Source organism: Methylobacterium sp. A52T (genome assembly GCF_053346095.1).
On record NZ_JBKFBI010000146.1, the window covers coordinates 1 to 15,016 of the forward strand.

Annotated in this window: 16 protein-coding genes; 7 read left to right on the forward strand and 9 right to left on the reverse strand. The window is 72.3% G+C overall.

Annotated features, from left to right (window positions below):
- Positions 1–516: 516 nt before the first annotated feature.
- Complete coding sequence (locus tag ACLBYE_RS25515; protein WP_447696306.1) at positions 517–1,038, reverse strand: DUF2244 domain-containing protein; 522 nt, start codon at positions 1,036–1,038, stop codon at positions 517–519.
- 200 nt (positions 1,039–1,238) lie between these two features.
- Here ACLBYE_RS25515 and nth point away from each other — a divergent pair, with 200 nt between their 5' ends.
- Positions 1,239–1,970 (forward strand): endonuclease III, encoded by a 732-nt coding sequence (nth, locus tag ACLBYE_RS25520; protein WP_447696307.1) that lies wholly within the window; start codon positions 1,239–1,241, stop codon positions 1,968–1,970.
- A 252-nt stretch (positions 1,971–2,222) separates the two neighbouring features.
- Positions 2,223–3,017, forward strand: a complete 795-nt coding sequence (purC, locus tag ACLBYE_RS25525; protein ID WP_447696308.1) for a phosphoribosylaminoimidazolesuccinocarboxamide synthase — start codon at positions 2,223–2,225, stop codon at positions 3,015–3,017.
- Positions 3,018–3,023: 6 nt separating this feature from the next.
- On the opposite strand, the gene ACLBYE_RS25530 is transcribed toward purC, so the two are convergent.
- From ACLBYE_RS25530 to ACLBYE_RS25545, 4 genes are read right to left on the reverse strand one after another with little or no spacing between them, the layout of a single operon-like run.
- Entirely contained in the window at positions 3,024–4,670 is a 1,647-nt protein-coding gene (locus tag ACLBYE_RS25530; RefSeq protein WP_447696309.1) for a glycosyltransferase, read from the reverse strand.
- On the reverse strand, positions 4,667–6,802 hold the full coding sequence (locus ACLBYE_RS25535; protein WP_447696310.1) for a glycosyltransferase family 2 protein: 2,136 nt from the start codon (positions 6,800–6,802) through the stop codon (positions 4,667–4,669). Before ACLBYE_RS25535 ends, ACLBYE_RS25530 begins: the two co-directional genes overlap by 4 nt.
- Positions 6,714–7,391 carry a hypothetical protein gene (locus tag ACLBYE_RS25540; RefSeq protein ID WP_447696311.1) on the reverse strand — a complete coding sequence of 226 codons (678 nt, stop codon included), beginning with the start codon at positions 7,389–7,391 and terminating at the stop codon, positions 6,714–6,716. The genes ACLBYE_RS25535 and ACLBYE_RS25540 overlap by 89 nt, the downstream gene beginning before the upstream one ends.
- Positions 7,392–7,414: 23 nt before the next feature.
- Positions 7,415–7,948: an invasion associated locus B family protein gene (locus ACLBYE_RS25545; RefSeq protein WP_012320430.1), complete on the reverse strand. Its 534-nt coding sequence runs from the start codon at positions 7,946–7,948 to the stop codon at positions 7,415–7,417.
- Positions 7,949–8,134: 186 nt separating this feature from the next.
- Here ACLBYE_RS25545 and ACLBYE_RS25550 point away from each other — a divergent pair, with 186 nt between their 5' ends.
- Positions 8,135–8,509, forward strand: coding sequence for a hypothetical protein (locus ACLBYE_RS25550; protein ID WP_447696312.1), 375 nt, complete (start codon positions 8,135–8,137; stop codon positions 8,507–8,509).
- 29 nt (positions 8,510–8,538) lie between these two features.
- Here ACLBYE_RS25550 and ACLBYE_RS25555 read toward each other — a convergent pair whose 3' ends face one another.
- From ACLBYE_RS25555 to ACLBYE_RS25565, 3 genes are all read right to left on the reverse strand, one after another.
- Positions 8,539–9,273 (reverse strand): M48 family metallopeptidase, encoded by a 735-nt coding sequence (locus ACLBYE_RS25555; protein WP_042669677.1) that lies wholly within the window; start codon positions 9,271–9,273, stop codon positions 8,539–8,541.
- A gap of 66 nt (positions 9,274–9,339) precedes the next feature.
- Positions 9,340–9,891, reverse strand: coding sequence for an A24 family peptidase (locus ACLBYE_RS25560; RefSeq protein ID WP_447696313.1), 552 nt, complete (start codon positions 9,889–9,891; stop codon positions 9,340–9,342).
- A gap of 207 nt (positions 9,892–10,098) precedes the next feature.
- Positions 10,099–10,263 (reverse strand): Flp family type IVb pilin, encoded by a 165-nt coding sequence (locus tag ACLBYE_RS25565; RefSeq protein WP_012320434.1) that lies wholly within the window; start codon positions 10,261–10,263, stop codon positions 10,099–10,101.
- Between the two features lie 298 nt (positions 10,264–10,561).
- On the opposite strand from ACLBYE_RS25565, the gene ACLBYE_RS25570 reads away from it, so the two are divergent.
- Positions 10,562–11,056, forward strand: coding sequence for a pilus assembly protein N-terminal domain-containing protein (locus ACLBYE_RS25570; protein WP_447696314.1), 495 nt, complete (start codon positions 10,562–10,564; stop codon positions 11,054–11,056).
- Between the two features lie 113 nt (positions 11,057–11,169).
- Positions 11,170–11,817: an RraA family protein gene (locus ACLBYE_RS25575; RefSeq protein WP_447696315.1), complete on the forward strand. Its 648-nt coding sequence runs from the start codon at positions 11,170–11,172 to the stop codon at positions 11,815–11,817.
- Here the strand turns inward: ACLBYE_RS25575 and ACLBYE_RS25580 are convergent.
- Positions 11,793–12,707: a LysR family transcriptional regulator gene (locus tag ACLBYE_RS25580; RefSeq protein WP_447696316.1), complete on the reverse strand. Its 915-nt coding sequence runs from the start codon at positions 12,705–12,707 to the stop codon at positions 11,793–11,795. The genes ACLBYE_RS25575 and ACLBYE_RS25580 overlap by 25 nt on opposite strands.
- 119 nt (positions 12,708–12,826) lie before the next feature.
- On the opposite strand from ACLBYE_RS25580, the gene ACLBYE_RS25585 reads away from it, so the two are divergent.
- Both ACLBYE_RS25585 and ACLBYE_RS25590 read left to right on the forward strand, forming a co-directional pair.
- Positions 12,827–13,990 carry a mandelate racemase/muconate lactonizing enzyme family protein gene (locus ACLBYE_RS25585; RefSeq protein ID WP_447696317.1) on the forward strand — a complete coding sequence of 388 codons (1,164 nt, stop codon included), beginning with the start codon at positions 12,827–12,829 and terminating at the stop codon, positions 13,988–13,990.
- Positions 13,991–14,043: 53 nt separating this feature from the next.
- The gene (locus ACLBYE_RS25590) at positions 14,044–14,718 is read left to right on the forward strand and encodes a metallophosphoesterase family protein (RefSeq protein WP_447696318.1); all 675 of its coding nucleotides are present in this window, start codon (positions 14,044–14,046) and stop codon (positions 14,716–14,718) included.
- The last annotated feature ends 298 nt before the right edge of the window (positions 14,719–15,016 follow it).

Genomic DNA, 15,016 nt, shown 5'->3' on the forward strand with positions numbered 1-15,016 from the left:
CCTGCCGCCAGCGTTCGCTCTGAGCCAGGATCAAACTCTCACGTTGAAGAGAAAGATCCGGCCGATCACGTGTATTCTCAGACGGAGCCTCACATCGACCAAGCATCAAACGCTTCACAGCGCCAGACACCCGTCGGTGAGCTCAGAAAGAAGTACAGCAGATCGGCACAAGTCTACTCACGCCAGACCCTAAGGCCCGGCCGCAAGGACAAACGCCGCCCGCGTCTCCCTTCCTCAATCCAACTTGTCAAAGAGCGCCCCGGAACCCCGGGGCTCATCAGAGGCAAACAGAAGACCGCCCGGCAATCCCGCCGGCCAATCCCGCCGCTTGTCAGAAGATGGCTCAGCGCCCGGTCCACTTCCGCGGCCGGCGCCGATGAGCCGGGGTATAGAGCCCTCGAATTTGCCCGTCAACAGCCCTGTTCGGTCCGCGAGCTGTTTTTTCGCGTGGCCCGCGCGATGGCCGCCGCGTCGCCTCCCTGCCCTCGTAGGAGGGCAGAGATGTCCGGGGTCCGGTCAGTACCCCTTCTTCACCTGCGCGAGCGCCGCGCTGAGCCCCCGCGCGACCCGCGCCCGCTCGTCCGGCCCGGCGTCGCGCGCCACCAGCGCCTGCTGCCGGCGCGAGACCAGGGTCAGGCGCTGGAGGCCGTACTCGTCGTCCTCGACCGTCTCGAGCTTGGTCCAGAGTGGGTTGAACCGCCACTCCCGCCGCTCGCCGCGGTGGCTGACCCGGGCCAGCAGGATCTCGATCTGCGAGATCATCACCTCCTCGAAGGAGCGCCCGCGCCGGAAGCTCACCTTGAGCGCCGCGTAGATCGCCAGCATGTCGAGGCCGAAGAAGCCGGCCACGGGCCAGAAGCCCATGCGCCACGCCCAGATCGAGACGGCGACCGAGACCGCGCAGCACCCGGTCATGACCACCCGGAAGCCGCGACGGCTCAACGACTGGTGCGGCCGGATCGTCGCGGTGAAGACGGGCCGGTCGATCGTGTCCGGATCGAGCCCGTACGGGTGGACGGAAGGATTGCCGCTCGCCATGCGATCCATATAACGCGCCGATGCCCGCCAGAAAGACTCCCCCGCCCGTGACGGATCGCGCCGGTCGCGCCGCCGCGGGACCGGATGAGACCGCGTCCGAGACGGTATCCGGGACAGCCCCGGCGCCGCGGGGCAAGGGCGGGTCCGGGAGCAAGGCCGAGGGAACGTCCAAGAAGGCGTCCAGGCGGGCGTCCAAGGGGGTGTCCAAGGGGGCATCCGAGAGCGCCGCCTCCGCGCGGCTCGCGGGTCCGATCGCGCCGGCCGTCACCGCGCGGGTGGACACGGCCCCCGTGGCCGTCGACGCGGCGACCCTCGCCGAGATCTTCCGCCGCTTCCAGGCGGCGGAGCCGGAGCCCAAGGGCGAGCTCCACTACGTCAATCCGTTCACGCTCCTCGTCGCCGTGGTGCTCTCGGCCCAGGCGACCGACCGCGGCGTCAACCTCGCCACCGGCCCGCTCTTCGCGGTCGCCGACACGCCCGAGAAGATGCTGGCGCTCGGCGAGGACCGGGTCCGCGACTTCGTGCGGACGATCGGGCTGTTCAACACCAAGGCGAAGAACGTCGTCGCCCTCTCGCGCATCCTCGTGGAAACGCACGGCGGCACGGTCCCGGCGAGCCTGGAGGCCCTGCAGGTCCTGCCCGGGGTCGGTGCCAAGACCGCGAGCGTGGTGCTCAACATCGCCTTCGGGGTTCCGCGGATCGCCGTCGACACCCACATCTTTAGGGTCTCGAACCGGATCCCGCTCTTCGTCGGCGCCACGACCGACAAGGTCCAGGCCGGGCTCGAGGCGATCGTGCCGGACGCCTACCGCCTCCACGCCCATCACTGGCTGATTCTGCACGGACGCTACACCTGCAAGGCGCGCAAGCCCGAATGCCCGCGCTGCCTCATCGCCGACCTCTGCCGCTACCCGTCCAAGACGATCGATTGACGACCGATTGACGACCGCACGACGACCGCGAGGCGCGCGCGCGACGGGTCGCGGAGGCCGTCCCGGGCACGTCCCGACCGGCCTCCGCAATCCCGCCCTGCGGGCTAACGCGTTGTGCTGGAAGCCCGCTTCCGCTAGTTTGGCGGCCGGTCGCCGGGGCCCTCGGGCAGAGGCCGTCCGGCGGCCCGACCTCGCGTCCGGTCGCCGCGCCGCGGATTCCTCCCAATCGTCGCGCATCAGGAGCCTCGGCCCATGGACTTCCTCAAACCACGGTACACGCCTATGAATCGCCGCCGTCGCATCTACGAGGGCAAGGCGAAGGTCCTCTACGAGGGGCCGGAGCCCGGCACGCTCATCCAGCACTTCAAGGACGACGCGACGGCCTTCAACGCGAAGAAGCACGAGGTCATCGACGGCAAGGGTGTGCTGAACAACCGGATCTCGGAGTTCGTCTTCCAGCACCTCAACGACATCGGCGTGCCGACGCACTTCATCCGTCGGTTGAACATGCGCGAGCAGCTGATCCGCGAAGTCGAGATCATCCCCCTCGAGGTCGTGGTGCGCAACGTCGCGGCCGGCTCGCTCGCCACGCGGCTGGGCCTGGAGGAAGGCACGCAGCTGCCGCGCTCGATCATCGAGTTCTACTACAAGAACGACGCGCTGAACGATCCGATGGTCTCCGAGGAGCACATCACCGCCTTCGGCTGGGCGACGCCCCAGGAGATCGACGACATCATGGCGCTGGCGATCCGCGTCAACGACTTCCTGTCGGGTCTCTTCCTCGGCGTCGGCATCCGTCTGGTCGATTTCAAGATGGAGACCGGCCGCCTCTGGGAAGGCGACATGATGCGCATCGTCGTCGCCGACGAGATCTCCCCGGATTCCTGCCGGCTCTGGGACATCAAGTCCTCCGACAAGCTCGACAAGGACCGGTTCCGCAAGGATCTCGGCGGCCTGATCGAGGCCTATACCGAGGTCGCCAAGCGCCTCGGCATCATATCGGAGAACGAGAAGGTCCAGGGCGGCGGCCCGCGCCTCGTGCAGTAGGCCCGGTCAGGCGCCCGGCCGGCGCAGGGGCGCCGGCCCGGCCTCGGGAAACCCTGCGCGCAGCCGCGCGTGGGTCGAGAGTTCCGGGTCGAAGCCCGGGTGATAATGGGGGTCCTGCACCAGCAGCGACCCCCATCGCGTTCTCAGCGCCGCGATCTCGCGCGCGTGGCGGGCCTGGGCCTCTCGGGTCCAGCGACGGCTCGCCGCCTCGCGGTGATGGAGGACCGCCCCGGGGACCAGGAGCGTGCGGTAGCCGGCCGCGTTCAGGCGCAGGCAGAGATCGACGTCGTTGAAATCGACCGCGAAGACCGCCTCGTCGAACCCGCCGACCGCGCGGAACTTCGCCGCCTCGACGGCCAGGCACGCCGCGGTCACCGCCGACACCGTGTGGGTGACGCGCAGGGCCCCGAGGTAGCCGGGAGCGTCGCCGGGAAAGTGCCGGTGCCCGTGGGTGACGAGGCCGCCGGTGCCGAGCACGATGCCGCCGTGCTGGATCCGGCCCTCGCCGTCGAGGAGCTTGGCACCGACCGCCCCGACGTCCGGGCGGAGGGCCTCCCGGGCCATGCGGGACAGCCAGTCGGGCCGGAAGGCCTCGACGTCGTTGTTGACGAAGACCAGCAGCCTGCCGCGGGCGCGGGCCGCGGCGGCGTTGTTCATCGCGGCGAAGTTGAACGGCCCGGGCCAGGGCACGACGTGCCCCCTCCCCTCCCCCTCCAGCGCCCGCAGGTAGGCCAGCGTCTCGGGCTCGCGACTGTCGTTGTCGCAGACGATGATCTCGGTCGACGGCCAGTCGGTGCAGCCTCGCAGGCTCTCGAGACAGGGGCGCAGGAGATCCAGGCGGTCGCGGGTCGGCACGATGAGGCTCGCCAGGGGCCGCTCGTCCGGCAGGGGATGCTCGACCTGCACGAGACCGTCGGGCTCGACGGCCACGCCAACGCGCTCCCGCCCTGTCCGGTCGAGATGATCGCGCACCAGCGCGTGGTGGGGGACGCGCCCGGCTTCGCCGCCCCGCGTCGCGGTCGAGGCACCGCGCCGGACCGACAGGATCTCCGGCAGGTGGCCGACCGCGCCGGGACCGAAGCGCTCCGCGATGCGGAATGCGGCCTCGGCGGGACTGCCGGGATCGTGGCCGGACTCGAGGGCGCCGCGTCGGCAGGCCAGCACGGGGCCGAGATAATCGAGGGCGGCGAGCCGGTCGGCGTCGAAGACCGGCGGCAGAACCGGCAGCACCGCGCCGCCGGGTCGCTCCTGCACCAGGGCGTCGCCGTACAGCGCCTGCAGGTCGGGCTCGCGCGCGAACGCGGCGGCGATGCGGCCGGGCGCACCGGCGACGAGGACGCCGTCGCCGATCAGGCGGATCGCGTCTCCCGGACCGGCCGGGGCCGGGGGGAAGCGGTCGAGGATCCCGGGCGGCAGGGCGAGCCGATGGTCGATCCCGATCAGGGCCGCGAGCGCCTGCCGGGCGCGCAGGCGCTTACCCGTCACGCGCGCGCGCAGGATCGCGGCCGCCGCCCGGGGATGCGCGAGGAGCTGGCGCGTCGCGCCCACCAGCGCGCGCCAGGAGCGACGCGAGGCTCCGAGATACGGCGCGGCGTCGCGGTCCGACGCGCTGTCCGATGCGCCGTCCGGGGCGCCGTCCGACCGCGGCGTCATTCCAGATCCTCGCCGAACGTCGTGACCGACAGGGCGGGGTGGTAGAACGGATCGTGCCGGATCACGGCCCGCCAGCGCTCGGAGAAGCGGGCGGCCTCCTGCTCGAAGCGGGCGCGCTTGGCCCCGACGGACGGGCCGCGGCTGACGGATTCGAGGTGGGCCAGCGTCGCGGCCGGCGTCCAGACCGTCTTCCAGCCGGCGGCGCCGAGGCGGAGGCAGAAATCGACGTCGTTGAAATCGACCGGGAACGCCTCGGCGTCGAAGCCGCCCACCGCCAGATACTTCTCCCGCGCGACGGCGAGGCAGGCGGCCGTGACCGCCGAGACCTCGTGCGCCACCCGCAGCTGGCCGAGATGGCCCGGCGTGTCACCGGGCCGGCGGCGCAGGATGTGGCCGGCCCGGCCGCCGAGGCCGACGACGACGCCGGCATGCTGCAGCGTGCCGTCGCCGTAGAGAAGCTTCGCCCCGACGGCGCCGACCTCCGGCCGGCACGCCTGCCGGACCATGGCCTCGAGCCAGGCGGGCTCCAGCACCGCGACGTCGTTGTTCAGCAGGACGACGATCGTCCCGGACGCCGCGGCGACGCCGGCGTTGACCATCGCGGCGAAGTTGAAGGGCTGCGGGTCCATGAGGATCCGGACGCGCGGATCGCCGCGCAGGGTCGCGTAGTGGTCGAGCACCGCGGGATCGGTGGAGCCGTTGTCGACGATGATCAGCTCGATCGCCGCGTAGGCGGTCTCGTGGAGCACCCCGCGGCAGACGCGGGTGATCAGGTCGAGGCGGTCGCGCGACGGGATGACGACGCTCACCAGCGGCACCGGATCCGGCAGGGGCCACGCGAGGCGAACGGCACCGTCCTGGATCCCGGCGCGGAACAGAGGCTGTCCCGACCGGTGCGCGTCCAGGGCCGCGGCCCGGGCCGACGGGTCCAGACCGTCTCCGGCGCTGCGGGCGAGGATCCGCGGGACATGCGCCACCCGCGCGGCGGTGGTCATCGCGGCGATCACGATGGCCGGCGCGAGTGCGACCATCGGGCCGACCGGGCGCGCCATGGCCGCGGCCAGCCACGTCCGCGACAGGAGCAGGGGAAACCCGGGATAGCCGGTCGCCAGGGCGAGGTCCGGGCTCCAGTCCGGCTTCAGCTGCGGGCGACCGTCGGGGCCGACCGCGTCGCCGTAGGCGATGTCCGCTCCCGACAGGGCCTGGGCCAGCAGCGCCAGGGCCTCCGGCTCCGGGACGTCGCCGGGGCGCAGCAGGCACAGGGCGTCCGCCTCGCCGGAAAGCTCGTCGAAGCCGGAAGCCGCATCCCAGGTTCGATGCGAGAGCGGCCCGCCGGCCGATGCGGGCGGCGTCCCCGCCCACGCGACCTGGATCGACTCGGGGCGGTGCGTCTGCGCGTTCAGCGCGTCGCGCGTGGCCGACAGCGCCGCCGCGTCCCCGGCTCGCGCGAGAACGACGCATCGGATCCGCAGGGCGGAGGGCGCGACGCGGGCGGGCCGGGTCCGGGCGGCGGCCCAGGCCGGGAAGCGGGCCATCGGGGTCACCGCGCAGGCGCCGCGCAGGATGTCGCGGTAGCGCCGTTCCGAGCCGCGGGCGCGCTCGTAGAGGGCGGAGACGCAGCGCCAGGGCCGGCGCAGGAGGCACTGCGCGAGCACCTCGACCTCGCGCCGGGCGCCGACCCGCTCGAGGGCGAAGTCCGCACCGGCAGAGAGGCGGATCTCCCGGGTGTCCGAGGGGATCAGCCCGAGCCAGTGGGCGAGCCCCTGCGCGGCTCCCGGCAGGAGGAAGTCCTGGACCGTCCCGTCAGGCCCTCGCAGGACGCGGAGGATCGGGCGCCGGGGCGCATTCGTCGGATCACCGGCATAGCTCAGCACGATCCAGCCGGCGGGCCAGCCGGCGGGATGGTCCGGGAGCACGAGGCGGCGATCGAAGACGGGATCGTCCGTGGATTCCAGCCGGAACCGGGTCTGCCGGCCGAGCCAGAGCCTGTCGCGGCCGGTCCGGGCAATCAGCGGGGTCGGATCGCCGAGGCGCGCCGCGGCGTCACTGGGCAGCGTCGCCTCCGCCGGGTGGCGCCGCGGCGACAGCCGGTTTGCGGCGGCGCGGTTTCGCGGCGGGCTTGCCGCCCGCACCCTTGCCGGTCCCGACACCCACCGCGATGTCGTAATCGGCCGTCATGGCGGCCGGAACCTGCAGCTCGTCGGCCACGACCGTGGCGAAGCCCTGCGCCTCTCCGGGCCCGACGATCACGCTGGCCCGCTCGGTGCGGCTCGAGACGGTCTTGCCGTCGTGGCGGATCTGGAACGTCACCGGCACATCGAACCGGCCCGGCGCGCCCGCCGGCCCGAGCAGGACGTTGATCTCGGCGCCCACCTTGACGGTGATCGAGCCGTCCTGACGCCGCGTGCATTCGCGGGCGAGACGGCCGAGGGAGAACTGGGTGCGCACCGTGTCGCCCGCGAGCGTGCGAGAGGCCGCCCCGCCTTCCGCAACCTCGACCGTCGGGCAATAGGCCGGGTCGAGGGCTTCGGGCTGCGACGGCGGGACCGTCGTGCCGCCGTACTTGAACAGGTTGGAGAAGATGTTGCCCTCCTCGGCCCGGCCCGGGGCCGTGGCGGCGAGCGACGCGGCGAGCACCGAGGCGCCGAGCCGGAGAGCGACGGTCCGGCGCCGGGCCATGTCCGAGGACCGCGTGAGGCTCCTGTTCCGATGTCCGATCATCGCACGGCTCCCGAACGGCACCGTCATTTCAGGCTGTCGAACCCGGCCGCGAAGCCCTTCATCGACAGCGGGATGCCGACGCCCTCCTCGGGCGTCTGGAACACGATGAAGGTGGCCTGCGTGCCGTTCTTGAACTGGCGGATCAGCCCGTCATCCATCACGACCTCGGCCACGCAGCCGGTGGTGAGGCAGCGGACGAAGCCGGCGCGGCCGATATCCGTCTGGTCGATCTTCAGGCCGAGCCCGGAAGGCAGGAGAACGCCCAGCGGCGCCACCACCCGCAGCAGGTAACCGCGATTGTCGGCGGTCTTGAGGACGATGACCACCAGGGTCAGGTTGGGCCTGTCCTCGGCGGCGAGATACTGGACCAGGGCGCACTGCTCGGCCTTCGCGCCGGCCGGCGTCTCGCAGCGCAGCTGCCAATCGTCGAAGGTCTTGCGCACCATGCCCTGAGCCGCGGCCGGCCCGGCGGGCGCGAGTGCCGCCGCGACGAGGGCGAGGAGAACCGGCAGCGCGGCGCGCCGGAAACGAACGAGCCTCGCGTGAAGCGGCACCACCGATCCCTTCGGAACGCTCCGGCCGAGGACCGGCGGGAGCCGTACAATCGGGCGTGTTCCGACCATGGTCCGCCCCGCGCTGTCAAGCGATGCGGGCGCGGTGTTGCGCGTCGGCGCTACCCGTGACGGTTTCAGCGGCCTAGATTGTGTTCGAACACTCCTCCAGCTCCGGATCCTGACGCCGTGATGCGCCCGCTCACTCTCTCGGCCGCCTACCTGGTGGCCACCCTCGCGCAGGCGGGAGCCCAGTCCCTGCCGGTCGGAGAGACCACCTACATCGAACGCTCGCTGAACCACTCGGACACGCTGGTGATCGAGCATCCGCCCGTGGCGGCGAACCCGTACGGCCGCCGCAACGGTCAGGCGGCCATCGCCGGCTACTGCCGGGACGGCGGCCTGGTCCGCCGCCGGGACGAGTTCGGCAACCCGGTGATCATCCGCCAGCGGGAGATCTGCGACAGCGTCGCGCCGCGCACCCTCAGCCCGGGGCAGGTCGATCCCCGCCCGAGCTGGCCGGCGGACGCCGTGGCGCGCCACCGGGTGCTCCGCGTCAAGGGCTGATACCGGGCTGATGCGGGGCAGAGGTCGGCTCAGCCGTAGCGATGCAGGCCGGTGCCGTGGCGCTTGAGCCACGCTTCGGCCGCGTCGGTGTTCGGGCAGAGCGCCTGCACCAGCGCCCAGAAGCGCGGGGAGTGGTTCATCTCGCGCAGATGCGCCATCTCGTGGGCGACCAGATAGTCGAGCACCATCGGCGGCGCGAGGATCAGGCGCCACGAGAAATTCAGCTCGCCGCGGGCGGTGCAGGATCCCCAGCGACTGCGGGTATCGCGCAGCGTGACCCGGACCGGCCGCTGCCCGAGCCGCGCCGCGTAGCGCTCGATCGCTTCGGTCAGGTCGCGCTTGGCCTCGCGGGCCAGGAAGTCGCGGACCCGGCGCGCCACGTGGGCGGCGTCGCACGACACCGACAGCACCGCCTCACCCTCGACGGACTCGATGCGGACGGGACCGCTCCGGGTGCCGCGCTGGCTGATCCGGTGGGGCTCACCGCGGAGCGGCAGGCTGGCTCCGAGCTCGAAGAGCACGCGGGTCGGCACGCGCGCCAGACGCGCGGCGATCCACTCCGCGTGGCTCGCCGCGAAGCGCTGCGCCGTGTTGATGGCGGTGCGGCTCGGCAGGGTGATCACGGCCTCGCCGGTTGCGGCCGAGACGCGGAGCGTGATGCGGCGCGCGGTCGGCCGCCGACGGAGGGCGATGCGGAGGCTGGCCCCCTCGTGCTGGACCTCAAGATGATCGGGATCGGGGCGACGCAGCAGCGCGAGGGGCATGCGCGACTTCTAGCTGGGCCGGGCCCGGGGCTCCAGATCCCGCGTCCCTGAATCGCCGCGGCGGCCTCAGCTGGCGAGGGCCCGGGTCCAGACGTCGGTCTCGGGGAGGACGAGGAGCGCGGCGGCGGCCAGGGCGATCCCATACGGGATCCCGGTCTTGGCGTCGTGCAGGTGCAGGGCGAACGGCATGCGCGCGATCCGGCCGGGCAGCGGATGCGTCCGCGCGAACAGGATCGCCAGGGTCAGGGCGCCGCCGAACACCGAGGCCACCAGGAGGTAGTCGCCGAGGCCGTCGAAGCCGAGCCACAGGGCGGTGGCGGCCGCGAGCTTCGCGTCGCCGCCGCCGATGACGCCGAAGGCGAACAGCGTGAACGTGACGAGCAGGACGACGGCACCGGCGGCGCAGTGGAAGCCGATCTCGGTCCAGCTCATCGCGCTCGTCAGGGCCAGCAGCGCGAAGCCGGCCACGAGGGCGAGGGAGATCCGGTTCGGGATCAGCATGGTGAGCAGGTCGCTGGCGGCCGCGTAGGCCATCAGGAAGGGAAACAGGATCAGGAGACCGAAACCGGCCGGGCCCAGACCCGCCAGTCCCAGGCTTGCCGTCGCTGAACCGACCATCTCGGCGCCCATCTCGTCGCAGCCTGTCGCGTCACACAATACGGTCCGCCCCGGCGGACTGCCGGTCGGTCCGGATCTCGGATGTGCCGGGCGGCGAGCGCCGCCGCGAGCAACGGCGATCCCGGCAGGCCGGGAACCCGCGCCTCTCTCCGGGTTGCGAGGAGAGGCGGGATGTCTCGAACCTGCCGCAGATCGGACGTGTCTCGATCAGTTCAGGTTGCCGGAGATCTGGCTGAACTTGCTGGTCAGGCTGGTGCCGACGGTCTTCAGCGCGGTGATGATGGCCACGGCGATGAGGGCCGCGATCATGCCGTACTCGATGGCGGTGGCGCCGGACTCGTCCGAAGCAAAACGCGTGAACAGGGTCTTCATAGAGGGTGATCCTTCGATCAACACAGAGCGAGATAAAACTTGCGCGATGCCCGATGAAGAATTTTCAGGTCTCGATCGGCGGCCTGCACAGACTGCCGATTACGCCTTGAAAATCGGTTAAATCGATCCCGCACTGACCTAAAAGGCTGTCTCGCTGCGAGTTTGGTGAAGGTTGGGTTTCACCGATACGGCACAGTGCCGGGACTTGGTCTTGCTTAGCGCTTCCTTCACGGGTTCCGCGCTAGCCTCGGGCATCGGGTGGGCTCTCTATGACCGCCCGCCGTCTTGAGGAACCCCGATGCATCGCACCCTGTCGATCGCGGGCCGCGCCGGCCTCGTCGTCCTGCTGACGGGCGCCGCGGCCGCGGCCGGCCAGCCGGATCTCCTGCCCGTCGTGACCGTTCTCGTGGACAACGCTAAGGTGCTCCGCCTGCCGGAGAAGACGTCGACCGTCATCGTCGGCAACCCGATCATCGCCGAGGTGACGCCGCAGAAGAACGGCGTCCTCGTGCTCACCGGCAAGAGCTTCGGCTCCACCAACCTGATCGCCCTCGACAACGGCGGCGCGATGATCGCCGAGACGACCATCCGGGTCGAGGCGTCGCGGGACTCGACGATCACGGTGCAGCGCGGTCTCGACCGGGAATCCCTGTCCTGCACGCCGGGCTGCCAGCCGTCGGTGCAGCTCGGCGACTCGGCCAGCTACTTCGGTGCGACGAGCGGTCAGGCCGATGCCCGTCGCAAGCTCGCGACCGGCGGCGGCGCGGGCACGGTCCCGGCGGCCGATCACTGACCGGGCCGGGGTTCCATCGCGACATCGGCCGCGGCCTGGGGCAGGATCCCCCGGCCCTCGCCGATTCGCCGCGATGCCGCGGGGGCGATGACGCCAGGGAGACGTCGACGCCGATGTCCGCCATCACCCGCAATCCGCCGCCGCCCGCCGTCGACCCGGCCGTGCTGGCGGCCTTCCGCGACGTCTCGACGGCCACGATCAGCGACTGCCTGGCGCGGATGCCGGTCCTGGCCGGCCTGCGCCCGTTCCATCGCGGCGGGACGCTCGTGGGAACGGCCTTCACGGTCCGCGTCCGGAGCGGCGACAACCTGGCCATCCATCAGGCTCTGGAGGAGGTCCGCCCCGGCGACGTGATCGTGGTCGACGGCGCCGGCGACACGAGCCGCGCGCTGGTGGGCGACATCATGAAGGCCATCGCGGAGAGCCGGGGCGTGGCCGGCTTCGTGATCGACGGCGCCGTGCGCGACACGGCGGCGTTCGCGGGCGCGGACTTTCCCTGCTACGCCCGCGGCGCGACGCCGCGGGGGCCGTTCAAGACGGGCCCCGGCGCGATCAACGTGCCGGTCTGCGTCGGCGGCTGGACGGTGAGCCCGGGGGACGTGGTGGTCGGCGACGCCGACGGCGTCGTGTCCTTCCCGCCCGGCGACGCGGCCGCCCTGCTCGACGCCGTGCGGGCGCAGGCGGCCCGCGAGGCGGAGGTCCTGGAGCAGATCCGGGCCGGTCGCTACGACGGCCGCTACGCCCGGGTGGCGAAGGCCTGATCCGGCCCGGCGCCCTCGGGCTCGTGCAGGCGCCGCCACAGGGCATCGGCCGCGCCGCCTCGGCTCTCGCGCGTCCGGAACAGCCGGATCTCCACCGGAACGTCCAGCTCCTCCGGGCCTGCCCGCACGAGCTGTCCGCGGGCGATCGCCGCCTCCGCGAGCGTCACCGGGAGCCACGCGACACCGTCGCCCTCCTGGGCCATGGTCATCAGCGTCGCCGCCAAGTGCGACGTGAAGGCCGGCTCGTGGCCGGCCGCCGCCCCGCTCGCCGCCAGGATCCGGCCGAGCCCCGAGGCCTCGCCGTAGGCGAGGTAGCGGATCGCGCCGCTGAGGGGCCAGAGCGGCGCCCCCTCGGGCGTCGGTGCGCAGAGCGGCACCAGGCTGTCCGCCCCGACGCGGACCGACTCGCAGCGGCCGTCGTCCAGGGGCGTGGGGAGGTCCGCGCGGTGGTGGCACAGGAGCAGCTGCACCTCGCCGGCCAGCAGGATCGCCTCGCAGGCCGCCATGCTGTCCGAGATCAGGTTGAGGGCGCCCAGCGTCTCGAAGGGCGCGTGCCGGCGGATCCAGCCGGGAAAGAACGTGAACGACAGCGCGTGCGTGGCCGCGATCGCGAGGCTCGCATCCGCGCGCGCGCCGGCGGCCCGCGCCTCGCGGCACGCCCGATCCAAGCCCCGCATCAAGTCCTCGGCGTGCGGGCGGAAGCCCGTTCCGGCGGCGGTCAGGAGCGCGCCCTGCGCGCTCCGCAGGAACAGCGGCGTCCCGAGCCACGCCTCGAGCGCGCGGATGCGTCGGCTGAAGGCCGGCTGCGTCACGTGCCGGACCTCGGCGGCCCGCGAGAAGGTCCGGTGCTCGGCGAGCGCGAGGAAGTCCCGCACCCAGTCCAGATCCATGGCGCCTCTCCGACAGGACGGGGCCGATGCCGCCCGCGCATCGCGCGCTCCGGAAACGGCATTGGCTGACCGGGTGCCGCCGACGCTATGGCACCGGGACGCACCGGGGAGAGCCAGCCATGCGCATCGTCGACGTCCGCGAGGTCACCAAGCCGATCGCATCGCCGATCCGCAACGCCTACATCGACTTCTCGAAGATGACCACGAGCCTCGTCGCGGTGGTCACCGACGTGGTCCGCGACGGCCGGCGGGTCGTCGGCTACGGCTTCAACTCCAACGGCCGCTACGGCCAGGGCGGCCTGATCCGCGAGCGCTTCCGCGACCGGATCCTGGAGGCCGACCGGGACAGCCTCCTCGTCGACGCGGGCGACAACCTCGACCCGCACCGGGTCTGGGCCGCGATGATGCGCAACGAGAAGCCCGGCGGCCACGGCGAGCGCTCGGTGGCGGTGGGCACCCTCGACATGGCGATCTGGGACGCGGCGGCGAAGATCGCCGGCAAGCCGCTGTTCCGGATGCTCGCCGAGCGGAACGGCGTCGCCGCCGACCCGCGGGTCTTCGTCTACGCGGCCGGCGGCTACTACTATCCCGGCAAGGACGATTCCGCGCTCCGCGCCGAGATGCGCGGCTATCTCGATCGCGGCTACACCGTCGTGAAGATGAAGATCGGCGGCGCGCCGCTCGAAGAGGATCGGCGCCGGATCGAGGCCGTGCTCGCCGAGATCGACGGACGGGGCCGGCTCGCGGTGGACGCCAACGGCCGCTTCGATCTCGAGACCGCCATCGCGTACGCCCGGATGCTGCGGCAGTACCCGCTGTTCTGGTACGAGGAGGCGGGCGACCCGCTCGACTACGCGCTCCAGGCGGCGCTCGCGCCCCACTATCCCGGGCCGATGGCCACCGGCGAGAACCTGTTCTCGCACCAGGACGCGCGCAATCTCCTGCGCTACGGCAACATGCGGCCCGACCGCGACTGGCTGCAGTTCGACTGCGCCCTGTCGTACGGGCTCGTGGAGTACCTGCGCACCCTCGACGTGCTGGCCGAGTTCGGCTGGTCGCCCGCCCGCTGCATCCCGCACGGCGGGCACCAGATGTCGCTCAACATCGCGGCCGGGCTGGGCCTCGGCGGCAACGAGAGCTACCCGGACCTGTTCCAGCCCTACGGCGGCTTCCCCGACGGGGTGCGGGTCGAGGACGGCCACATCACCATGCCGGACCTGCCGGGCATCGGCTTCGAGGGCAAGTCGGACCTCATCGCGGAGATGCGCGCCCTCGCGGCGTAGCGCGCCGACCCGGGCGGCCTTGCGGAGCGCGCCGCCGCGGTGGACGATGGCGCATGGATTCCGGCCCCCTCACCTACGCGATCGGCGACGTCCACGGCTGCGCCGCCCTCCTCGACGCGCTGCTGGAGCGGATCGCCGACCACGCGGGTGACCGTCCCCACCGGTTGGTCTTCCTCGGGGACTACATCGACCGCGGCCCGGACAGCGCCGCGGTGCTCCGCACCGTGAGCCGCCTGAACTGGGCCGAGCCCGAGCGCGTCGTCTGCCTGATGGGCAATCACGAGCGGATGCTGCTCGACGCACTCCAGACGGAGAGCGCGGCCGCGCACTGGATGTACAACGGCGGCGAGGCGACGCTCGACTCGTTCGGCGCGCGGGATCCCGCCGGACTGCCCCGGGACACCCTCGACTGGATCGAGGCGCTCCCGACGCTGCACGGTGACGGCGCCCACTGGTACGTGCATGCCGGCCTGCGACCCGGCGCGGACGCCCTCGGGTCGGACGCGCACGATCGCCTCTGGATCCGCGAGCCGTTCCTCGAGGGCGACCACGATTTCGGACGGCACGTGGTCCACGGCCACACGCCGCAACGGAGCGGGCGCCCGGAGGTGCGCCGGTTCCGCACCAACCTCGACACCGCGGCCGTCTACGGCGGCGCGCTCACCGCCGGGATCTTCTCGGACGCGCGGGGGCCGGCCCTGGAATTCCTGCAGGTGAGAGCAGCCTAGGGCGCGACGGCGCCGTCGTTGCGAGCGGAGTGAAGCAACTCGGGGTTGCCCGCATCACTCGGCCTGGCGCCGTCTGGATTGCTTCGCTCCGCTCGCAACGGCCGGGCCGGGGGGCAAGGGCGGGTCCGGGAGCAAGGCCGAGGGAACGTCCAAGAAGGCGTCCAGGCGGGCGCCCAAGGGGGTGTCCAAGGGGGCATCCGAGAGCGCCGCCTCCGCGCGGCTCGCGGGTCCGATCGCGCCGGCCGTCACCGCGCGGGTGGACACGGCCCCCGTGGCCGTCGACGCGGCGACCCTCGCC

Bases quoted from the DNA above. Each gene is read 5' to 3' on its own strand.
- ACLBYE_RS25555 (WP_042669677.1), bottom strand. From the start codon at position 9,273: ATGCCCCTCGCGCTGCTGCGTCGCCCCGATCCCGATCATCTTGAGGTC.
- ACLBYE_RS25585 (WP_447696317.1), top strand. From the start codon at position 12,827: ATGCGCATCGTCGACGTCCGCGAGGTCACCAAGCCGATCGCATCGCCG.
- ACLBYE_RS25575 (WP_447696315.1), top strand. From the start codon at position 11,170: ATGTCCGCCATCACCCGCAATCCGCCGCCGCCCGCCGTCGACCCGGCC.
- ACLBYE_RS25530 (WP_447696309.1), bottom strand. From the start codon at position 4,670: ATGACGCCGCGGTCGGACGGCGCCCCGGACGGCGCATCGGACAGCGCG.
- ACLBYE_RS25565 (WP_012320434.1), bottom strand. From the start codon at position 10,263: ATGAAGACCCTGTTCACGCGTTTTGCTTCGGACGAGTCCGGCGCCACC.
- ACLBYE_RS25570 (WP_447696314.1), top strand. From the start codon at position 10,562: ATGCATCGCACCCTGTCGATCGCGGGCCGCGCCGGCCTCGTCGTCCTG.
- ACLBYE_RS25540 (WP_447696311.1), bottom strand. From the start codon at position 7,391: ATGATCGGACATCGGAACAGGAGCCTCACGCGGTCCTCGGACATGGCC.
- ACLBYE_RS25515 (WP_447696306.1), bottom strand. From the start codon at position 1,038: ATGGCGAGCGGCAATCCTTCCGTCCACCCGTACGGGCTCGATCCGGAC.
- ACLBYE_RS25550 (WP_447696312.1), top strand. From the start codon at position 8,135: ATGCGCCCGCTCACTCTCTCGGCCGCCTACCTGGTGGCCACCCTCGCG.
- purC (WP_447696308.1), top strand. From the start codon at position 2,223: ATGGACTTCCTCAAACCACGGTACACGCCTATGAATCGCCGCCGTCGC.
- ACLBYE_RS25560 (WP_447696313.1), bottom strand. From the start codon at position 9,891: ATGGTCGGTTCAGCGACGGCAAGCCTGGGACTGGCGGGTCTGGGCCCG.
- ACLBYE_RS25580 (WP_447696316.1), bottom strand. From the start codon at position 12,707: ATGGATCTGGACTGGGTGCGGGACTTCCTCGCGCTCGCCGAGCACCGG.
- ACLBYE_RS25590 (WP_447696318.1), top strand. From the start codon at position 14,044: ATGGATTCCGGCCCCCTCACCTACGCGATCGGCGACGTCCACGGCTGC.